Annotated in this window: 19 protein-coding genes; 9 read left to right on the top strand and 10 right to left on the bottom strand. The window is 70.7% G+C overall.

Features of this window, described 5'->3' with window-relative positions; all coding sequences use genetic code 11:
- Window positions 1-16 precede the first annotated feature (16 nt).
- Both S1361_RS24925 and S1361_RS40370 read left to right on the top strand, forming a co-directional pair.
- Window positions 17-388: an Imm50 family immunity protein gene (locus S1361_RS24925; protein ID WP_208033994.1), complete on the top strand. Its 372-nt coding sequence runs from the start codon at window positions 17-19 to the stop codon at window positions 386-388.
- A gap of 246 nt (window positions 389-634) precedes the next feature.
- A complete protein-coding gene (locus S1361_RS40370) occupies window positions 635-973 on the top strand; it encodes a DUF6881 domain-containing protein (protein WP_425087238.1) in 339 nt (112 codons plus the stop codon).
- 429 nt (window positions 974-1,402) lie between these two features.
- Here S1361_RS40370 and S1361_RS24920 read toward each other — a convergent pair whose 3' ends face one another.
- Window positions 1,403-2,311 (bottom strand): hypothetical protein, encoded by a 909-nt coding sequence (locus S1361_RS24920; protein WP_208033993.1) that lies wholly within the window; start codon window positions 2,309-2,311, stop codon window positions 1,403-1,405.
- Window positions 2,292-2,687, bottom strand: coding sequence for an ATP-binding protein (locus S1361_RS24915; RefSeq protein ID WP_243769290.1), 396 nt, complete (start codon window positions 2,685-2,687; stop codon window positions 2,292-2,294). The genes S1361_RS24920 and S1361_RS24915 overlap by 20 nt, the downstream gene beginning before the upstream one ends.
- A gap of 205 nt (window positions 2,688-2,892) precedes the next feature.
- On the opposite strand from S1361_RS24915, the gene S1361_RS24910 reads away from it, so the two are divergent.
- The 3 genes from S1361_RS24910 (at window position 2,893) to S1361_RS24900 (ending at window position 5,484) form a co-directional block, all read left to right on the top strand.
- A complete protein-coding gene (locus S1361_RS24910) occupies window positions 2,893-3,744 on the top strand; it encodes a helix-turn-helix domain-containing protein (RefSeq protein WP_208033992.1) in 852 nt (283 codons plus the stop codon).
- A 6-nt stretch (window positions 3,745-3,750) separates the two neighbouring features.
- Window positions 3,751-3,948, top strand: coding sequence for a DUF397 domain-containing protein (locus S1361_RS24905; RefSeq protein WP_208033991.1), 198 nt, complete (start codon window positions 3,751-3,753; stop codon window positions 3,946-3,948).
- A 189-nt stretch (window positions 3,949-4,137) separates the two neighbouring features.
- Window positions 4,138-5,484: a M14 family metallopeptidase gene (locus S1361_RS24900; protein WP_208033990.1), complete on the top strand. Its 1,347-nt coding sequence runs from the start codon at window positions 4,138-4,140 to the stop codon at window positions 5,482-5,484.
- Window positions 5,485-5,487: 3 nt separating this feature from the next.
- Here the strand turns inward: S1361_RS24900 and S1361_RS24895 are convergent, their stop codons facing one another.
- From S1361_RS24895 to S1361_RS24875, 5 genes are all read right to left on the bottom strand, one after another.
- Window positions 5,488-6,108, bottom strand: coding sequence for a hypothetical protein (locus S1361_RS24895; RefSeq protein ID WP_425087235.1), 621 nt, complete (start codon window positions 6,106-6,108; stop codon window positions 5,488-5,490).
- 37 nt (window positions 6,109-6,145) lie between these two features.
- Window positions 6,146-7,663, bottom strand: a complete 1,518-nt coding sequence (locus tag S1361_RS24890; protein ID WP_208033989.1) for a GntP family permease — start codon at window positions 7,661-7,663, stop codon at window positions 6,146-6,148.
- A gap of 127 nt (window positions 7,664-7,790) precedes the next feature.
- On the bottom strand, window positions 7,791-8,201 hold the full coding sequence (locus S1361_RS24885) for a RidA family protein (RefSeq protein ID WP_208033988.1): 411 nt from the start codon (window positions 8,199-8,201) through the stop codon (window positions 7,791-7,793).
- Window positions 8,198-8,962, bottom strand: coding sequence for an IclR family transcriptional regulator (locus S1361_RS24880; protein WP_208033987.1), 765 nt, complete (start codon window positions 8,960-8,962; stop codon window positions 8,198-8,200). The genes S1361_RS24885 and S1361_RS24880 overlap by 4 nt, the downstream gene beginning before the upstream one ends.
- The gene (locus S1361_RS24875) at window positions 8,959-9,990 is read right to left on the bottom strand and encodes a sugar kinase (RefSeq protein WP_243769550.1); all 1,032 of its coding nucleotides are present in this window, start codon (window positions 9,988-9,990) and stop codon (window positions 8,959-8,961) included. The genes S1361_RS24880 and S1361_RS24875 overlap by 4 nt, the downstream gene beginning before the upstream one ends.
- 199 nt (window positions 9,991-10,189) lie before the next feature.
- On the opposite strand from S1361_RS24875, the gene S1361_RS24870 reads away from it, so the two are divergent.
- Complete coding sequence (locus S1361_RS24870) at window positions 10,190-11,485, top strand: amino acid deaminase (protein WP_208033985.1); 1,296 nt, start codon at window positions 10,190-10,192, stop codon at window positions 11,483-11,485.
- A gap of 10 nt (window positions 11,486-11,495) precedes the next feature.
- Window positions 11,496-13,106, top strand: a complete 1,611-nt coding sequence (locus S1361_RS24865) for an N-acyl-D-amino-acid deacylase family protein (RefSeq protein WP_208033984.1) — start codon at window positions 11,496-11,498, stop codon at window positions 13,104-13,106.
- Between the two features lie 6 nt (window positions 13,107-13,112).
- Here S1361_RS24865 and S1361_RS24860 read toward each other — a convergent pair whose 3' ends face one another.
- The 3 genes from S1361_RS24860 to S1361_RS24850 all read right to left on the bottom strand — a co-directional run bounded on the left by S1361_RS24860 (window position 13,113) and on the right by S1361_RS24850 (window position 15,541).
- Window positions 13,113-13,997 carry a S1 family peptidase gene (locus tag S1361_RS24860; protein WP_208033983.1) on the bottom strand — a complete coding sequence of 295 codons (885 nt, stop codon included), beginning with the start codon at window positions 13,995-13,997 and terminating at the stop codon, window positions 13,113-13,115.
- Window positions 13,998-14,163: 166 nt separating this feature from the next.
- Window positions 14,164-14,775 carry a DUF1707 SHOCT-like domain-containing protein gene (locus S1361_RS24855; protein WP_208033982.1) on the bottom strand — a complete coding sequence of 204 codons (612 nt, stop codon included), beginning with the start codon at window positions 14,773-14,775 and terminating at the stop codon, window positions 14,164-14,166.
- Window positions 14,776-14,845: 70 nt separating this feature from the next.
- On the bottom strand, window positions 14,846-15,541 hold the full coding sequence (locus S1361_RS24850; RefSeq protein ID WP_243769289.1) for a hypothetical protein: 696 nt from the start codon (window positions 15,539-15,541) through the stop codon (window positions 14,846-14,848).
- 126 nt (window positions 15,542-15,667) lie between these two features.
- Between S1361_RS24850 and S1361_RS24845 the strand changes: the two genes are divergently transcribed.
- Window positions 15,668-16,879, top strand: coding sequence for a pyridoxal phosphate-dependent aminotransferase (locus S1361_RS24845; protein WP_208033981.1), 1,212 nt, complete (start codon window positions 15,668-15,670; stop codon window positions 16,877-16,879).
- Between the two features lie 89 nt (window positions 16,880-16,968).
- Complete coding sequence (locus S1361_RS24840; protein WP_208033980.1) at window positions 16,969-17,379, top strand: SCO4983 family protein; 411 nt, start codon at window positions 16,969-16,971, stop codon at window positions 17,377-17,379.
- Window positions 17,380-17,424: the final 45 nt, after the last annotated feature.

Raw genomic sequence — 17,424 nt, 5'->3', positions numbered from 1 at the left:
GTCATGGACATCGTTTTTGCAATCTTCACAAGGAATCGACGCCGTTTACCAGGGGAGTGCCCCGGAACTGACCGGGGTACATGTGCGCGAGGTGGTCCTAAACGAGGATGGGCCGACACTGAAGCTGCGCCTTGACCTCCCCCGCTATCCTGATCAACCTCCGAAAAAATGGAAGGCGCAGGGATTCAATACCGTGCAAATCGAGGTTTCATTCAGCGGGCTCCGATCGCTCACTCTGGAAGGCTTCGGAACTGATGTAAACGCAGACATGTCCCTGCACAGAGAGGACGGCATCATCCTCAATGTGTCGTCGTCCACGATGCAGCTCAGCGCCACCGCTGAAGTCGCCTTCATCTCGAAACTCACAGCGTACGCCAACGAAGTATGAGTCGACGGCACCTGCGACTGGGGCCCCCATCCCCGGTCAGCGCCGAAGCCTAGCTCGTCCGCCACCCCCCACCGCGTCTTCACGCCCTTCCTCTAAACACTGAAGGCCACCCGTCCTGGGGTGGCCCGTGCCTCCATCCGAATCTGGCACCGGGAGTCTAGACGTGACGGGATTAACCATCGATGTCATCGCTGGGGCTTTCCGCGTTCCGGGCGGACCGTCCGCAATCCCTGATGGTGAGTTCGTGTGGCTCGAGGATCTGGCGTCACATATCGAGCGTTACCTCTCACCACGAGGGATCTACGCAGGCTAATCACCCAGGATGTCAGCCTTCGTTGGTCTCTTACCGTCGCGTTAGACTTCCTGCGGGAAACAGCGCCGCAGGAAGTTGCCGCCGACGGAGCACTGAAGGCCGAGAAATTTCACGAGTCCGCTGAGATCGGTCTGAGGGAAGTGCCCGTGGGATCGATCGTTGATGTGGCTAGCCAGCCAGAGTTCTCAGCTTCTTCGATCAGCCCTGAAGAGTTCGAGCGAACGTGGCGAACCGCCTCGTGGTCGACGAAAAACGTTCCGGGCCGGCAGTGATTGGCGGATCTGGGCCACGCAGTGAGGTCTCCGGACGACCCCAGCCTTCACCTCTCCCTACACCTCCCGGAACAAATCCGCCAATCACCCCCACCACCACCGGCCGTTGGCCGCCAAGCCGGCCCGGGGTGCCGGCGAGGTGCTGGGGCGCCCCCGCTCACCGGGCCGGAAGCCGCTTGGCTCACCCGGCGCGCTGGCGAGGCGCGACCGCGCACCCCCTCCCACGGTGCTGCTCGGCATGCCCAAGGGCCCGGTGCCGGGCTGGGCCACCGTTGTTTCGGGCTGCTCGCTCGCTTCTTGACCAGGCTGGAGCGGGCCGGGTCAAGGGTGGGCCGGAGGGCCATCGCCGAAGGCGACACGTAGCGCCCTTGACGCGGACCGTGGAAGCCCGACACTGGCCGGGAAGCGAGCAGCCCGACGGTCACGTGCTCACTCCTCGGTGAACAACTCCGTCGCCTCGGCCGCGTGGACGGCGCGCTGGGCCCAGACCTCCAGTTGGCCGAGGTCCGCGCAGGCCAGCACCCGCTTCCGGACGGCGTCGGACACCGGGATGCCGCGCCATTCCAGGATGCGGAGGGTCATTTCCTGGCGGTCCTGGACGCGGCCCTGCTCCAGGCCCTGCTCCAAGCCCTGCTCCCGTCCCTCTTCCCGTACCTGCTCGGCCAGCGGGTGTCGCCAGAAGTACTGGATCGCCGTCATCAATTCCCTCCACATCTGCTTCGCCTGGGGGTCGGCCAGGCACGAGTCGACGAACTGCACGAAGACCGCGGCACTGTCGGGGTCGATGGTCCGCAGGGCGGATGCCAGGGATTCCAGTATGGCCGGAGCCTGCGGACCACGCCCGTGTGTCATCGCCGACAGCACCGCAAGAGGGACGTCCCGCTCGGCCTGCCGCTCATCCGCGATCACCGGCACGTTGTCCGGCCCCAGCACCAGCGGACGCACCGTCAGCGAGTCCCACCCCGGGAAACCGAGCCGGATCGGACGCGAGGCCCACCTCGCCGTAGCACTGCTCTGCGTGATGACGATGAGCACCGGCTCGCACCGGTACTTCTCGTACAGGTACGACAGGTAGTACGGCCAACTGCCCCGCTTCCGGTCGTCCACCTTCCCCTGCGACTCGACCACGAGCAGGTAGGTGCCCTCGTCCGTCTCCGCCCGCAGCAACGTGTCCACACGGCGCTCGACCGGTTCGATCTCGGTGAGATCCACGTTCAGCGCGGCGATCTCCCTGGGCTCGGGGAACGGAACGTGCAGCACCTTCTGTAACGCCTTCGTCAGCAGCGTCGGATCCTTCTGGAAGATCCGGTGCAGCGCCTCATGCGACGAGCCGACCATCAGCTCTCCTTTCCATCCAGGTGATCAACGAGCTACGCCGCCGCAAGTTCGCAGTCACCAGCCCCAGCCCCCTCCCCTCCTTCGACTCCAGCACCCGCCCCAATGGCACCGGCGGCTCCGGTGGCGCGGGGTCCGTGTCCCACGCCCCGATCCACACCACGCCCTCCGGGGAGCGCCGCACCCGCAACGCCGCCGGCCCCTTGGTGTGCCGCACGGCGTTCGACACCAGCTCGGTCGCGAGGAGTTCCGCCGTCTCCACCAGTCCCGCCAGCCCGTGCATCGTCAGGATCGCGCGCAGGGTGCGGCGGCAGACGGTCACGGCTCTCGGGTCGTTGGGGATGTAGAGGGTGTAGTCCCCGGGTTCGCTTTCGGGCATGGCTCGGCAGCTCCAGTCGGTGAGTGAGGTTTCCGCGCGCGGTGGCATTGCCGCAGCCGTCATGGCGGGACGACGCAGCGCGCTTCCGCTACGTGTGCGAGACGTCACTGACGGTAGGACATAAATTTCATTCGCAGCAAGCCGGTCGCGTAACCTTGCCCTCGAACGAGTCGCCTCGCCACGGTCGTTGAGGAGAGAGGTCGCCGTGCCAGCACGACGGAACCCCACAGCACGCCAGGTTCGACTGGGCGCGGAACTGCGGAGACTTCGCGAAGCCGCGGGGCTGAAGGCAACGGAGGCAGCGGCCCTGCTCGGGACGAACTCCGTTCAGATGAGTCAGATCGAGTCCGGCATCGCCGGGGTGAGCGAGGAGCGAGTACGTCGGCTCGCCGCCAACTACGCCTGTACCGACCAGGCCTTGATCGACGCGCTGGTGGCCATGACGACGGACCGGACCCGCGGCTGGTGGGAGGAGTACCGGGGTACCCTCCCCGCCGCCTACCAGGACCTGGCCGAGCTGGACCATCACGCGCGGTTCCGCAAGGACGTGGCGGTCATCCACGTGCCAGGGCTCCTCCAGACGGAGGACTACGCCCAGGCTCTCTTCGCCTACATGAACCCGGAGTTCCCCGAGAGCGAGGTGGCCCTTCGGGTGGAGCACCGGATGAAGCGGAGGGTCGTCATCGACGGGCCCGACCCCATCCCGTACGAGACGGTGATCCACGAGGCCGCACTCCGCATCCGGGTGGCCGGGCGCGCCGCTTCCCGGGCTCAGCTCAGTCGCATCCTGGAGGTGTCGGAGGCGGACCACGTCACCGTGCGGGTCATCCCCTTCGCGCTGGACGACTTCGCGGGCGCCGGAAGCACCATGGTGCACCTGGGTGGACCGGTTCCCAGGCTGGACACCGTCGTGCGCGACGCCCCGCACGGCACGGCGTTCATCGACTCGGAAGCACAGCTGGAGCACTTCCGCAGGCTGTTCCGTAAGGTGAGGGGGCAGGCGCTGTCCCCTGAGCGGTCGCGCGACCTCATCCACCAGTTGGCGAAGGAGCTGTGAGGACCGGTGACCACCCACACCTCGTGGAAGAAGTCGTCCTTCTCCGGTGGAGGTGAGGGCAACGACTGCGTCGAAGTCGCCGACATGGACACCCACATATCCATCCGCGACTCCAAAGCCCCCACCCGAGCCACCCTCACCTTCCCGGCCCGTGCCTTCACCCCCTTCATCGAAGCCCTGAAGGCGCGGCACTCCGCCGACTGAGGGACCCGTCGGCCCGTCGCGCCGTTTCCGGTCGTTCCCGGCGTCCAGGGTTGACCCGGCCACGTCAAGCGCTCACCATGAGCGCCAACCCGCACAGCGGTTCCGCAGGAAGCCCCACCCAAGGCCCCCGTGGGAGCGCACTCGTACGTCGCACGCGAACACCCCACCTCCACCCCACAAGGAGAGTTCATGCGACTTCGCATCCGCGGCTCCGGCGCGCGCGGCGGCAGACGTACCGCCGCTCTCGGCGCGCTGCTGGCCCTCGCCCTCGCCGCCCCCGTCTCGGCCACCGCAGGCCAGTCCGCCAGTGCCGACGGCGTCCGGAAGGTCGTACCCGGCGATGACGACATCCGGCAGTACGAGATCCAGCAGAGCACGACCCGCGTGACGCGTACGGCCATTCAGGCGGCCGGCGTCACCGTCGACGAGGCCGACGAGGAGAGTGTCGTCGTCTCCGGGCGGGCCGAGCAGATCAGCAGGCTGCGCCGGATGGGGTACGACGTACAGCCGTTGGGGGACGTGCCGCAGCGAGGCGGAGCGCGGCTCTACGACTTCCCCAGCGCCGACTCGAAGTACCACAACTACGCCGAGACGAACGCCGAGATCGACCAGCGGCTCGCCGCCTACCCGGGCATCATGAGCAAGCGGGTGATCGGTAAGTCGTACCAGGGCCGGGACATCGTCGCGATCAAGGTCAGTGACAACGTCGGGACGGACGAGAACGAGCCCGAGGTGCTGTTCACCGCCCACCAGCACGCGCGGGAGCACCTGACCGTGGAGATGGCGCTGTATCTGCTGCGCGAACTCGGCGCGGGATACGGGTCCGACTCGCGGATCACCAACCTCGTCAACAGCCGCGAGATCTGGATCGTGCCCGATCTGAACCCGGACGGCGGGGAGTACGACATCGCCAGCGGTTCGTACCGGTCCTGGCGGAAGAACCGGCAGCCCAACTCCGGCTCTTCGTACGTCGGTACGGATCTCAACCGGAACTGGAACTACAAGTGGGGCTGCTGCGGCGGGTCGTCGGGGTCGACGTCCTCCGAGACCTACCGTGGGTCCGCCGCCGAGTCCGCGCCCGAGGTGAAGGTCGTCTCCGACTTCGTGCGCAGCCGGGTCGTCGGAGGCAAGCAGCAGATCAAGGCCGGGATCGACTTCCACACCTACAGCGAGCTGGTGCTGTGGCCGTTCGGGTACACCTACTCCGACACCGCCACCGGGATGACCGCGGACGACGCCGCCGCCTTCAAGGCCGTGGGCCAGAAGATGGCCGCCAGCAACGGGTACACGGCGGAGCAGGCCAGCGACCTGTACATCACCGACGGGTCCATCGACGACTATCTCTGGGGCGTACACAAGATCTTCGACTACACCTTCGAGATGTACCCGACGTCCAGTTGGGACGGTGGGTTCTACCCGCCCGACGAAGTCATCGAGCGGGAGACCTCCCGTAACAAGGACGCTGTGTTGCAGCTGCTGGAGAACGCCGACTGCATGTACCGGTCGATCGGCAAGGCCGCCCAGTACTGCAGTTAGCGGCTAGGCCTCCTCGAAGTAGGCGTCGAGCACCGCGTCGAGCTGCTCGTCCCACTCCTTGAAGCGCGCCCTGGCCGCCGCCTCGATCTCGATCGGGTACCAGCGGCGGTCAGGGGTGTGCACGGTGATCGTGTAGCGCTTGCCGAAGCGGGGCGACTCCGTCTCCACCGCGGCGATCTCGTCCCAGCGGAACTCGCAGGCCTCCTCGTCCAGGCTGAGGCGGACGCCCTTGCGGTCGGCCACTATCCTCGCCCGGCGGTCGGACGCCTCGAAGACCGGGCCGTCGGCCCTGTCCTCGCCGTCCGCCTCATCGGCGTCCACCGGTTCAGGGGACGCCGACCCGGAGGTCACCGACTCGGAGGCCACCGGTTCGGAGGCCACCGGTTCGGGTGACACCGGTTCGGAGGACGCCCGTTGGGGAGACGGCTCCTCCGGACCCTTCGGCTCCGGCGACTTCGTCACCTTGTCCGTCGGCGCCGGACCCGTGATCCCCGGGACGAAGGCCGGGTCGAAACCGGCGCCCATCACAGGCTCGGCCTTCAACGGCCCGGCCTTCGACGGCCCGGCCTTCGACGGCTCCGCGGCCTCGGTCGGCTTGCTGCTCGATCCTATGCGCTGCTCCACGGCGGCAGTATGGACGACTTCCCTGTGCCGGAACCAGTCAGCTCACGAACACGCTGACCACCGCCGCCACCGCGAACCCCGCCAGTGACAGCACCGATTCCAGGACCGTCCAGGTCCGCAGCGTGTCCCGCTCGCTGATGCCGAAGTACTTGGCCACCATCCAGAACCCGCCGTCGTTGACGTGCGAGGCGAAGATGGAGCCGGCGGAGACGGCCATGATGACGAGGGCGACGAAGGCCTGGGAATGGTGGCCCTCGGACAGCAGCGGCGCCACGATGCCCGCCGTCGTGACGATCGCGACCGTCGCCGAGCCCTGGGCGACCCGCAGGACGAGCGCGATCAGGTACGACAGGACGATCACCGGCAGGCCCACGTCGTGGAAGGTGTCCGACAGCGCCTGGGCGACCCCGCTGGCCTTGAGCACCGCGCCGAAGACGCCGCCCGCGCCGACGACCAGCAGGATGTTGCCGATCGGCTTCAGGGAGGCCGTCGACACCGTCTCCAGGGACGTGCGGGACCAGCCGCGGCGGATGCCGAGCAGGTAGTACGCGAGGAAGAGGGCGATCGTCAGGGCGACGAAGGGGTGGCCGAAGAACTCGACGACCGAGCGGCCGGTGGACGGGTCGAGGGCGATCGAGGAGAAGGTGGCGGCGAGGATCAGGATCAGCGGCGTACCGATGATGGCGAGGACCGTGCCCAGCGGCACCGGCTCCTCGCTCGGCTCGGCACCCGAGGCGCGCTGTTCCCGGAGGACGGCCTGCCTGGCCTCCGCCGCCGCCTCCACCATGTCCTGCGGCACGGCGACGAAGATGCGGCGGCCGATCCACGCGGAGAACACCCAGGCGGCCAGCACGGCGGGGATGCCGCACACGACACCCATGAGGATGACCCAGCCGAGGTCGACGTGGAGCAGTCCGGCGGCGGCCACCGGGCCCGGGTGCGGGGGCAGGAAGGCGTGGGTCATGGACAGGCCGGCCAGCAGGGGCAGGCAGTACAGGAGGATCGACCTGCTGGTGCGCGTGCCCCCGGGACGGGGCTCGTCGGAGTCCTCGGGGAGTCTGGCGGCGGCGTAGACGATCGGCGCCAGGACGAAGATGCCGACGTCGAAGAAGACCGGGATGCCGAAGATCAGGCCGGTCAGACCCATCGCGAGGGGGGCTCGGCGCTCGCCGAACAGGGCCAGCAGACGCGTGGCCAGCACCTCCGCGCCTCCGCTGACCTGCAGGACGGCGCCGAGCATGGTGCCGAGGCCGATGATGATCGCGACGTGGCCGAGGATGCCGCCCATGCCGGACTCGATGGTGGACACCGCGTCCGAGCGCTGGACCGTGCCGAAGAGTTCGGTGACCGACAGGCCGGCCAGCAGGCCGACGGCTATGGAGACGCCGAGCAGGGCGACGAACGGCTGGAGCCTGACCTTGATGATCAGGAAGAGGAGCAGCGCGATGCCCACGGCGGCGACCGTGAGCAGTCCGGCCGTGCCGTCGACGAGAGTGAGCAGGCCTCCGGTGTGGGGTGGTGCGGCGGGAGCGGGGGCGGCGAGCGGATAGGACATAAGGGGGTCCTCTACGTAAATGCATGCTGCTTTCGGGCAGGGGGGAGTGCGGCACGGCGCCACGGAGGGTGCCGCGCCGGGCAGGGCGTACGGGGGGGTGCGGGGGGGTGCGGGTGGTGAGGGGACGTCAGCTCAGTACGGCGAGCGCGTCGATCTCGATGAGGAGGCCGGCCGGCAGACCGACGTAGACCGTCGTGCGGGCGGCGGGCGGCTGGGTGAGGCCCTGCTCCTCGAAGTAGGCGTTGTAGATCTCGTTCATCTCGGCGAAGTGGTCCACGTCGGTGAGGTAGACGCGGATCATCATCACGTCGTCCCAGCTCGCGCCGCCCTCTTCGAGGATCGCCTTGACGTTGGCCAAGGTCTGGAGGGTCTGTTCGCGCAGGGTGGGGCCGACGGGCGTGGGGGGCCTGCCCTCCTCGGCGGGCAGGAAGCCGACCTGGCCGGCGACCTGGAGGATGTTGCCCTTCTTCACGCCGTGGGAGAACTTCGCGGGCGGGGTGGTGTGGGTCTTCGGGGTGAGGGCGATCTTGTCGGTCATACGGTGGGGTCCTTCACTGGGGTTCTTCCGGAGTACTCGCCGCTGATCGCGTCCGCCGTGCGGCGTACCAGCGGGAGCAGGGTGAGGAGTTCCTCGGCGGTGACGACCACGTTCGGCGCGGACACCGACATGGCGGCGACCACGCGGCCGTCGGCGCCGCGGATGGGGGCGGCGACGCAGTTGATGGACTCCTCGTGGCCGCCGAGGTCGGTGGCCCAGCCCTGTTCGCGCACCGTGCCCAGTTCCTTCAGGAAGGCGTCGGCGTTCGGGGTGGAACGGGGCGTGTAGAGGGGGTAGTCGAGCCGCTCGGCCACGGCGCGGCGCTCGGGTTCCGGCAGGTCGGCGAGGAGCAGTTTGGCCACGGCGGCGACGGTGATCGCCACGGGCTTGCCGATCCGGGAGTACATGCGGACCGGGTACCGGCTGTCGACCTTGTCGATGTAGAGGACCTCGTTCTCCTCGTACACGGCGAGGTGGACGGTGTGTCCGCACTGCTCGTTGAGCCGTACGAGATGGGGGTGGGCGATCTCGCGGATGTCCAGGTTCTCCATCGCCTCCTGGGCGAGGGCGAAGAGGCGGGCGCCCAGGCGGTAGCGCTGGTCGGACTGGCGGTAGACCAGGCCGTGTTCGTTCAGGGTGCGCAGGAGCCGCAGGGCCGTGGATTTGTGCACGCCGAGGCGGTCGGCGACCTGGCCGAGGTCGGCGGGGCCCTCCGCGAGCAGCGGCAGGATGCTCAGGGCGCGGTCGACGGTCTGACTCATGGGGTGTTCGCCTCCTCGTGGGCCTGCTCGGCCTGCGTCCAGCCGGGGCCGAGTCGAAGTCTCCCCCATGCGTCGTCGTCGAGGGCGGCGAGGCGGTCGGCGTGGTCGCGGGCGGGGGGCGGGGCGAGGTCTCCCGGGGTGGTGAGGGCGGCGGCGGCGAAGAGGTGGCCGTGGCGGAGCCGGTCCCTGACGGGGAGCCCGCGCAGGGTCGCCGACAGGAAGCCCGCGGCGAAGGCGTCTCCGGCGCCGGTGGTCGCCACGACGGCCGCGTCCAGCGCCGGTTCGAAGACGGACGGGGCTGTGGCGGCCCGGGGTCCGGCCACCCGGCCCGCCTCGGCCGTCACCGTCCGTCGCACGAACGCCGTCGCCCCCTTTGCCCCCTGCTTCACCACCAGCACGTCCGGTTCCGGCAGCAGTTCGCGGATCGCCGACGGGCCGCCCGTGGCGCCCCATGCCTGTTCCGCCTCGTCGGCGCCGACGAACACGATGTCGGCGCGCCGCGCCAGATCCAGCAGGAGCCGGGCCGCCTCGTCGTCCGGCCACAGTCCCGGCCGGTGGTTGACGTCGAAGGAGACCGGCGGGCGTCCCGGGGCGGGGGCCGTCAGGGTGTGCAGCAGGTCCCGGCACTCGTCCGACAGGGCGGCCGTGATGCCGGTCAGGTGGAGGACGCGTGCCGCGCGTACCGCCGTGAGGTCCACGTCGGTCACGGACATCGCCGACGCCGCCGAGCCCGCCCGGTAGTACGCCACCTCGTGCGCGCCCGTCCCCCGGTCCCCGGCGGTGCGGAAGTACACGCCGGTGGGCCGGGCGGGGTCCCGGCGTACGGCGGTGACGTCGACGCCGTACCCGGCGATCCGCTCCACCAGGTGGTCGCCGAAGCCGTCCGCGCCGACCCGGCTGATCCAGCGGGCCGTGTGTCCGAAGGCGGCCAGTGCGCAGGCCACGTTGGACTCGGCGCCGCCGATGGCCCGGTGGAAGGAGGGGACGTCGGCGAGGCGGCCGGGTCCGCCGGGAAGGAAGGTGACCATGGACTCGCCGAGCGTCACCACGTCCACGACGTCCCACGGGTGCGCAACGGCCGAGGCGTAAGCAGCGTCGTTGATGATGGCTCCTGTCGGTACCCGGGCGCACTCTTCGTTGACCCGGTGTTCGGCGAGATGCTAGACACCAGTTGGCAACACACGCAATGACCGTTGCAGATGCTGCAACAGCCGAGAGAGGGGCTCCATGAGCACCGAACCGCTCGCCCGCCCGGCCGCGGAACGCCTCGCCCGCCTTGCCGCGGAACGCGTCGACCACCGCTTCAAGGGCCTCCCGCCGGACGCCGACGGCCTCACCGTCGCCGAGCTGACCGCCCAGCGGCGCAACCTCTTCCGGGACGGCGACGGCTTCACCACCCCCGTCCTCGCGCTGTCCGCCGAGCGCCTGGAGCACAACCTCGCGCTGATGGAGACGTACACCTCCCGGCACGGGCTGGCCTTCGCCCCGCACGGCAAGACCTCCATGGCCCCGCAGCTCTTCCACCGCCAGCTGGAGCACGGCGCCTGGGGGATCACGCTGGCGCTGCCCCACCAGGTGCGGGTCGCCCGGGCGTTCGGCGTCCGGCGGGTGTTCCTCGCCAACGAGCTGGTGGACGCCTCCGCCCTGCGCTGGATCGCCGGTGAACTGGCCGCCGACCCGGAGTTCCGGTTCGTCTGCTACGTCGACTCCGTCCGCGGGGTGGAGCTGATGGACGCGGCACTCGCGGGCACCGCCCGCCCGGTGGACGTCGTGGTCGAGCTGGGCGCGGGCGAGGGCGCCCGGACCGGGGTGCGGACGGAGACGGAGGCGCTGGCCGTCGCCGACGCGGTGGCCGCCGCCGGGGCGCTGCGGCTGGTCGGGGTGGCGGGGTACGAGGCGCAGGTGCCGGAGGCCTCCCCGGAGCGGGTGCGGGAGTGGCTGGAGCGGCTGGTGGCGCTCGCCGTGGAGTTCGACCGGGCGGGGCGCTTCGCGGGGGCGGGCGAGATCGTGGTGAGCGCCGGCGGCAGCGAGTGGTTCGACGCCGTCGCCGACGTCTTCGCCGGGCTGCCCGAACTCTCCCTGCCGGTCCTGAAGCTGCTGCGCTCGGGTGCCTACGTCTCGCACGACGACGTGCACTACCGCAGGCTGACCCCGTTCAACCGGGTGCCCGAGGAGGGCGCGCTGGAGCCCGCGTTCCGGCTGTGGGCGCAGGTGGTGTCCCGGCCGTCCCCGGCGGAGGCGTTCGTCAACGCGGGCAAGCGGGACGCCGCCTACGACCTCGACCGTCCGGTGGCGCAGGTGGTACGCCGGGACGGCGGCGAACGTCCGGCGACCGGGATCGAGGTGACCGCCCTGTCCGACCAGCACCTGTGGCTGCGCACCGAACCGGGCGCGGACGTCGAGGTCGGCGACTGGATCGGCTTCGGCCTCTCCCACCCGTGCACGTCCTTCGACAAGTGGCAGCTGATCCCGGTGGCCGAGGCGGACGGCACGGTCGTCGACTACATCCGTACGTTCTTCTAGGAGGCTCCGCGTGGAGGACCTGGTCATCCGGGACGCCGACGTCGTCGACGGCAGCGGCGAACCCTCGTACCGCGCCGATGTGGTGATCGACGGCGGGCGGATCGTCTCCATCGTCAAGGAGGCCGCCGCGGCGGGCTGCCAACGGCCGCGTGCGGTACGGGAGCTCGATGCCGAGGGCCTGGTCCTCTCGCCCGGTTTCATCGACATGCACGCCCACTCCGACCTGGCCCTGCTGCGCGACCCCGACCACAGCGCGAAGGCGGCGCAGGGGGTCACGCTGGAGGTCCTGGGGCAGGACGGGCTGTCGTACGCCCCGGTGGACGACCGCACGCTGGAGGAGGTGCGCCGGGCGATCACCGGCTGGAACGGGTACGGCGACGACATCGACTTCGACTGGCGGAGCGTCGGCGAGTACCTCGACCGGCTCGACCGCGGGATCGCGGTGAACGCGGCCTACCTGATCCCGCAGGGCACGGTCCGGGCGCTCGTCGTCGGCTGGGAGGACCGCGAGGCGACTCCCGAAGAGCTGGCCCGGATGCGGCAGTTGGTGGCCGAGGGACTGGAACAGGGCGCGGTCGGGCTGTCGTCCGGGCTGACGTACACGCCCGGCATGTACGCCGGGGACGCCGAACTGACCGAACTGTGCCGGGTGGTGGCCTCCTACGGCGGCTACTACTGCCCGCACCACCGCTCCTACGGCGCCGGCGCCCTGGAGGCCTACGCCGAGATGGTCGCCCTGACCCGGGAGGCGGGCTGTGCGCTGCACCTGGCGCACGCCACGATGAACTTCGGCGTGAACGAGGGCCGCGCACCGGAGCTGCTCGCCCTGCTCGACCGGGCCCTGGACGCGGGCGCGGACATCACGCTGGACACCTATCCCTACACCCCCGGCTGCACCACCCTCGCCGCACTGCTGCCGAGCTGGGCGAGCGAGGGCGGCCCGGAGAGGGTCCTGGCCCGGCTCGCCGACCCGGCGACGGCCGAGCGCATCCGGCACGACCTGGAGGTGACCGGCTCGGACGGCTGCCACGGTGTGCCGGTGGAGTGGGAGACGATCGAGATCTCCGGGGTGACCGATCCGGGCCTGGCCGACGTCGTGGGCCGTACGGTCCGGGAGGCGGCACGGCTGCGCGGCGAGACCCCCTGGGCCACGGCCCGCCGGCTGCTGCTCGCGGACCGGCTGGGGACGACCGTCCTCCAGCACGTCGGCCACGAGGAGAACGTCCGAGCGATCATGCGGCACCGCGCGCACACCGGCGGCTCCGACGGCATCCTCCAGGGCAGCAAGCCGCACCCGCGGGCGTACGGCACCTTCCCGCGCTATCTCGGCCACTACGTACGGGAGTCGGGGGTGCTGACGCTGGAGGAGTGCGTCGCCCACCTCACCTCGCGGCCCGCGGCGCGGCTGCGGCTGCCGGACCGCGGGCTGGTGCGCGAGGGCTACCGGGCCGACCTGGTCCTGTTCGACCCGCGGACGGTCGCGCCCGGCGCCGGCTTCGCCGAGCCCCGCAGACTGCCGACCGGCATCCCGTACGTGCTGGTCGACGGCCGGTTCGTCATCGAGGACGGCCGGCGGACGGACGCCCTCGCGGGCCGGTCCGTCCGCCGTACCCCGCTGTGAACCGCGTTACGGCTTGGGCAGGGTGCAGCCGGCGGCGCTCAGGTTGAGCTTGTTGCCGGTGGTGAAGCAGGCCGGGATGTTGTAGATCTCCTGGGCGTAGTTGATGCCCTGGCGGACGGTCACGTTGCCGTTCGCGTCGACCTCGCACGGGTTGTTCACCGTGCACCGCTCGCCGTCCTCGTTGCCGGTGTTGTTCACGGCGACGACCTTGCCCGTGGCGGTGTCGACGACCGGGGAGCCGGAGGTGCCGCCGATGGTGTTGCAGGCGGAGGTGTAGCGGACCGAGTCCTTGAAGGTCCAGTCGCCCTCCTTCAGCCGGTACACGAAGCCGTCGATGTTGCAGCTGTAGATGCGCTTCCAGTAGCCGGAGACCACCTTGATGGCGGTGCCGGCGACCGGGTGCGTGTCCTGCACGGTGAGCGGGCTTATGCCGTACGAGTTCTTGATCGCCGCGTACGTGGTGGTGGTGCGGTAGATCGTGACGTCCGTGTCCGTCATGGTCGAGTAGACGACCTGGTTGGCGCGCAGGGTGCCGATCCTGCTGCCGGCGGAGTTCAGCAGACCGAAGCCACGGCTGGAGGACTGGCCGGTGATGACCTCGCCGGGGCCCGGCATGCCGGTCTCCAGGCAGTGGCCGTTGGTGAGCACGAGCGCCGGGTCGGTGGCGGCCGAGTTGGGGAAGCGGATGACGGAGCCGGAGCAGTTGCTGAGCGAGACGGTGCCGGCGAAGTCGACGGTCGCCTTGACCGCCTTGGCGGCCGTGTGCGGGGTGGCGGCGGCCGGGTGCTGTGCGGTGGCCTGGGCGGCCGGGTGCGGTGCGGCGATCGCCGGGGTCGCGCCGAGCCCGGCCAAGGCCAGGGCGGAGAGCGCGGCAAGGAGAGGCTTGTTCACGTGGGGGTCCCCTCTTACGACTGGGGCGACCGGAATGCTTCCGGCCGCCCACTCGGTTGTCATGCGCATTGTCGGTGGCGCAGAGGGGTGGGGACAAGGAGCAGCGTCAGGTCGTAGGGGTTTCCCTCGGCCGTACGGCGGTGATCCAAGTCCCTATTGGCTCGCTTCAGTTGGCCTTTCGCTTGGTGACGACGGCACCGAACAGGGCGAGACCCTTCACGACGACGCGCGGCGCACCCGGCCGCCCCGTCCGGTGTGCCCCGCGCCTGCCGAACACGCCGAACAGGCCGAACCCCCTGACCTCGACGTCGATGTCGTCCGGGACGACGATCCCGGTGCCGCCCCACAGCGCCACGGCCCGGATCACCGTCTCCTGGGCGGCGAAGCGGGCCTCGGTCAGGTCGAGCCGGCCGCCGCCCCACATCGACCAAGCGGTGAACCTGGGCGGGACCACCCACGCGCCGTCCCGCCGGAACCCGCCGAACAGACCCAGTGCGAAACGGGAGGTGGGCGTGCGGTCCACCACCAGCCGGTCCTTGGGCCCGAGTTCGGGCAGACCGTGTGCGGCGGACCGCAACTCGCCCAGCGTCCGGGCCTCGTAGACCCGGGTGAGCCGGCCGTCCAGCTCGTCCAGCGGCAGGCGGCCGTCCGCCACGGCGACCCGCACCCGCTCGACGACCCGCTCCCGGTCGTCCTCGCAGGCGAGCACGTCCTGGCCGGGGACGGCGGCAGGGGTCGCCGGCTCGCCGGGGCGAGGGGGCCGGGTCTGTTCGGTCATGGCGGCAACTCTCGCACGCCGGGCCTGCCCACCACAGGGGAACACGCGGCGGCCGGCCGGGCCCGTCCGGTCAGGGCGGCCCCTTCGTCGCACCGTGGCCGCGCCCCCGGCCGCGCGGGCCGCCGGACTCGGTCGGCTCGGCCGGCGGCGCCGTGGGCGTGGGCGAGGTCGTGGGCCCGGCGGGGGCCGAGGTCGTGGCCGCCTGGCTGGCGCTCGGCTCCCGCGGTGCGGCGCCGGTGGTCGTACCGCCGCCGGACGGCACGGCGGCCGGGCGGGACGGCGACGCCGCGGCGGAACGGACGGCGGCGGTGGCCGAGGCCGGAGCGGCCGGGCTCGCGGCACCGGTCTCCGGCGTGCCGCTGCCGCTGCTGGGACCACCGGCGACCCGGCCGCCGTCCGCCGGGCGGGACCCGTCCGGGGAGCCCGAGCCGGCCAGGGCGGCGATCACCGCGACGGCCCCGGCCACACCGAGGACGCCGGCGACGGCCGCCACCCGGCGCCGGCCGCCCGAGCGCCGCGCGGCACGCCGGCGATCGGCCCGCCCTTCGCCGGGCTCGCGCGGCGCGGGGCCGGCGGGCACCGCGGTCAGCTCACGCGTGGCGTCATAGGCGTTCTGCCAGCCGTGCGCGGCGGCGGGGTCGGCGTACTCGTCGTACGCAGGGGCCGGAGCCGCCTGCGGGTGGTACACGTTCGGCCGCGCCCCGGGCGCAGCGCCCGCTTCGGACATGCCGTACGCCCCCGCCTCGTACTCCCGTTCCGTGGACATGCCAGCGGATTGTAGGGACGCAAGATACCTCTGAGACAGTCGGCGGCGATAACCGGGCAAATCTCCGTGTCTCACGTGGCGGAAAACACGACCCATGACCCATTACCGGGCCGTAAGCTCACGGACATGCAGGTGATCCAGTCGACCAAGCTCGCCAACGTCTGTTACGAGATCCGGGGCCCGGTTCTCGAGGAGGCCATGCGGCTGGAGGCGGCGGGACACCGCATCCTCAAGCTGAACACCGGCAACCCTGCCGCCTTCGGCTTCGAGTGCCCCCCGGAGATCCTGGAGGACATCCTCCGCAACGTCTCGACGGCGCACGGCTACGGCGACGCCAAGGGCCTGCTGGCCGCCCGCCGCGCGGTCGTGATGCACAACCAGACCATCGGCATCGAGACGGACGTCGAACACGTCTTCATCGGCAACGGCGTCTCCGAGCTGATCGTGATGGCGATGCAGGGCCTGCTGGACGACGGCGACGAGGTCCTCGTACCGGCCCCGGACTACCCGCTGTGGACGGCTGCCGTCTCCCTCTCCGGCGGCACGGCGGTGCACTACCGCTGCGACGAGCAGTCCGACTGGATGCCCGACCTCGCCGACATCGAGCGCAAGGTGACCGACCGCACCAAGGCGATCGTCATCATCAACCCGAACAACCCCACGGGCGCGGTCTACGACGAGGCGATGCTGAAGGGGCTGACCGACATCGCCCGCCGGCACAACCTGCTGGTCTGCTCGGACGAGATCTACGACAAGATCCTCTACGACGGCGCCACGCACACCCCGACGGCCGCGATCGCCCCGGACCTGCTGACGCTGACCTTCAACGGCATGTCGAAGGCCTACCGGGTGGCCGGCTACCGCGTCGGCTGGATGTCGATCTCCGGCCCGCGCGCGCACGCCGACTCCTACATCGAGGGCCTGACGATCCTGGCGAACATGCGGCTGTGCGCCAACATGCCGGGGCAGCACGGGGTGGTCGCCGCACTCGGCGGACGCCAGACCATCAACGACCTGGTGCTGCCGGGCGGGCGGCTGAAGGAGCAGCTGGACACGGCGTACGAGCTGCTGACGCAGATCCCCGGGGTGAGCTGCGTACGGCCGAAGGGCGCGCTGTACCTGTTCCCGCGGCTGGATCCCGAGGTCTTCAAGATCAAGGACGACCGGCAGCTGGTCCTGGACCTGCTGCGGCAGGAGAAGATCATGGTCGTCCAGGGCACGGGCTTCAACTGGCCGGAGCCGGATCACTTCCGGGTGGTGACGCTGCCGACGGTCGGGGACCTGCGGGACGCGGTGACGCGCATCGGGAACTTCCTGGACGGATACAGCCAGCGGTAGTCGACGGATCCCATTCCGTGACCCGACTCAACTTTAGACGAAATCCAAGCTAGGATGGTTTCCTGTCAGCGCACAGGAGGCCATCACCCATGTACGAACCGATCCGCACCAAGTCGGTCCACAGCACGATGGCCGGCACCTCCTCCGACTTCCCGCACCGCTCGCGCGAGGAGGAGCTGGACATCCAGCTCGCCGGGCACCTCGCCGCCCTGCTCGCGGTCACCGACGAGCTGCGCGCCCTGACCCCGTCCGCCGACCTGGACGCGGCGGCGGAGCGCCTCGCGGCGCAGGTGGCCCGGTTGCGGGGCGGACGGACGCCGCTGCGCGCGGCACCGGCCGCGGCCGGCGACCCCGCCGCCCTGCACCGTCGTGCGCACGCCCTCGCCGGCCGCGCGCTCGTGGTCGCCGCCTCGCGCGCCGACACCTCCGCGGCCATCCTCGCGGCCGAACGCATGGACGCCCACACCAGCGCCCTCAAGCCCCTCACCGCCACCCACTGACCCCTCCGGGGTCCCCCCGATCGGCCCCGGTCCGCGCGCACCCGC

It is taken from the genome of Streptomyces cyanogenus, assembly GCF_017526105.1.
Taxonomy (GTDB): domain Bacteria; phylum Actinomycetota; class Actinomycetes; order Streptomycetales; family Streptomycetaceae; genus Streptomyces; species Streptomyces cyanogenus.
Note: the sequence above shows the minus strand (reverse complement) of the source record. Positions and strands in the feature narration are given on the sequence as shown.